This window comes from Streptomyces sp. NPDC003011, assembly GCF_053591515.1.
Genome location: NZ_JBSFTY010000189.1, coordinates 1 through 2,046, shown reverse-complemented (window position 1 = coordinate 2,046; position 2,046 = coordinate 1). Strand labels below are relative to the sequence as shown.

General features: G+C 68.1%; 3 protein-coding genes and 1 pseudogene. 3 read left to right on the top strand and 1 reads right to left on the bottom strand.

Annotated features, from left to right (window positions below; all coding sequences use genetic code 11):
* A pseudogene (locus ACWD0J_RS41215) lies at nt 1–521 on the top strand (hypothetical protein); the annotation flags it as partial.
* Between the two features lie 82 nt (nt 522–603).
* A complete protein-coding gene (locus ACWD0J_RS41210; RefSeq protein ID WP_451500996.1) occupies nt 604–1,017 on the top strand; it encodes a hypothetical protein in 414 nt (137 codons plus the stop codon).
* 192 nt (nt 1,018–1,209) lie between these two features.
* On the opposite strand, the gene ACWD0J_RS41205 is transcribed toward ACWD0J_RS41210, so the two are convergent.
* Entirely contained in the window at nt 1,210–1,554 is a 345-nt protein-coding gene (locus tag ACWD0J_RS41205; RefSeq protein WP_451500997.1) for a hypothetical protein, read from the bottom strand.
* Here ACWD0J_RS41205 and ACWD0J_RS41200 point away from each other — a divergent pair.
* Nucleotides 1,516–1,716 (top strand): DUF6233 domain-containing protein, encoded by a 201-nt coding sequence (locus ACWD0J_RS41200; protein ID WP_451500995.1) that lies wholly within the window; start codon nt 1,516–1,518, stop codon nt 1,714–1,716. The genes ACWD0J_RS41205 and ACWD0J_RS41200 overlap by 39 nt on opposite strands.
* The last annotated feature ends 330 nt before the right edge of the window (nt 1,717–2,046 follow it).

Genomic DNA, 2,046 nt, shown 5'->3' with positions numbered 1-2,046 from the left:
CGGTCGCCTTCGACGGGTGCCTGTCGGTCAAGACACCGGATGCCGAGCGCAACCGGGGCTGGCTGGGAAGGATCAAGTACCGGTCCGGGTGGGCCAGTTACCCCGCCATGATGCTTATGGCCCTGGTGGAGACCGGCACCCGCGGCCTGCTCGGCGCGGTCTTCGGACCCAGGAGCGAAATGCAGTCCCCTGCCACAACAGACTTCACGGGAGTCGCAGAAACCGCATTGTGGACCCTGTACCACCGCGCGGCCGAGGCGGCCCGGAAGGACACCGTACTACCAGACCCGCAAGCGGTCCGGCTGGTGGCCCAGTTGAACTTTCCCTTCCGTCAACGACTCGGCCGCGCCCGGCCCTGGGTGGCCCAGATCCTCGCGCTGCGAGCCCTCGCCTTCGACGGTGTGGTGCGCTCATTCCTCTCCACACACCCCGACGGCACCGTGATCGCACTCGGTGAGGGTCTGGCGGGTGGACAACGGTCAGGCGCAGTGGCTCTCCGTGGACTTGGCCGACCCGCTTGAGCTACGTACACGCGTACTCCCGCACGGCAGGCGACAGCGCCATATCCCCTGCGACATCAGCCGCGACCCCGACAGTCGCTGGATGGAGCTCGTGGACCGCTCACGCGGCGTACTGGTCACCGCGCAGGGGCTGTTGATGTACCTGCACGCTGCGCGGGTACACAAACTGATCGCTGCCTGCGCGGAATCCTTCCCCGGCGGCGCGATGGTCTTCGATACCGTCTCGCGTCGTTTCAGTGCGCGGTGCCGGACCGACGGGAAGGGGCCAGGGGGCTACACCCTCCCTCCGATGCCCTGGGGGATGGACCCTGACGACCGCCGGATGCTTCAAGCCGTCCACCCCGCCATCACTGCGATCCGGGACATTTCCCTTCCTGTCGGCCGCGGCATCACCGGCCACGTGGTCTCCCGGGCTTCGGCACTGCCTCTCCTCAGGAGTAACCGGCCTCTCATCACCAGCTTGCACTTTCGCGCTGCCAGCTCGAAGCCCGTCTAGCCACGGGTGGTAGGCGGCGGCGAACCTGCGCTGCTCCTTCGGCAGGTCGAAAGCGGTCCGCGCCTCCTTCGCCGCCGGCGCGCCATGCCCGCGATCGGCGTAGAGGAGCACCTTGGCGTCCCGCCCGGCCGCATGGCTCGCGCAGGCCCGGGTCGGTAAGGCGCAGCATCTTCGGGAGCACGGTCGTGTTCATCATGGTGCGGTGCTCCTTTTCTGTGCCGGCCGGTTGGTCTTCGCGTGGATGCCGGACATCGCCCACTCGCGGGCCTCCTCGTGCGACAGGTTCAGCACTTGCGTCTCCTGGGCGCGGCCGCGGGAGACGACCTGGACCAGGATCTCGGCGAGCGCGTCGACGGCCGGGGACTCCTTGGGATCGCCGGACTCGCGGATCTTCGCCCAGTACCGCTTGAGCTGAGCCATGGTGGCGTTGACCTCTTCGAGGAGGATCGCCAGTCGGGCCGACCCGCCACGGTTCGCAATCGAGGACGTCGTCGGCCAGTGCGCGAGGGCCGGGGCCCGGCCCGGGGTGTGCTGCACGCGTCGGACTGCGAAGAGGCTCCGCAGGGCGCGCCCCTGCTCGATGTGGAGCACGCGCTGAACATTGCGGAGAACCCGGGGACGCGACTGTGCCCGCTGTGCGGTTGCGCTCAGGAGCTGACGCCGCTGCTGCGTGGCTTCGATCAGATCTCCGACTCCTGACACCCGGTCGGAGCCCTCCACTCACCCGTAAGGATCATTTGAATCCGTCGGGCTTCGAAAAGCGCTTTGAAGCGCGGAAGGAAATCCATCGTGAGGTTACTTCAGGGCGGACCCGGAGCTGATCCGCTATCGGATCGTGGCGCAGCGCACCGATCCGGAGCACCCGGGCGCGTCGGTGGTGACGCACTACGCCTACGGGCGGCTGGTTGAGGAGGCAGTCGCCAAGGCCCCGCAAGGGTGTTGTCACGTTGTTGGCTGTGACTGCCTGACGGCGCGTCGGGGCAGGGTGGGCTTGGGAGCCGGGCCTGTGCTCAGGCCGCGGTGGCAAGG

Excerpts from the sequence above, each read along its gene's own strand:
- ACWD0J_RS41210 (WP_451500996.1), top strand. The coding sequence starts at position 604 with ATGGAGCTCGTGGACCGCTCACGCGGCGTACTGGTCACCGCGCAGGGG.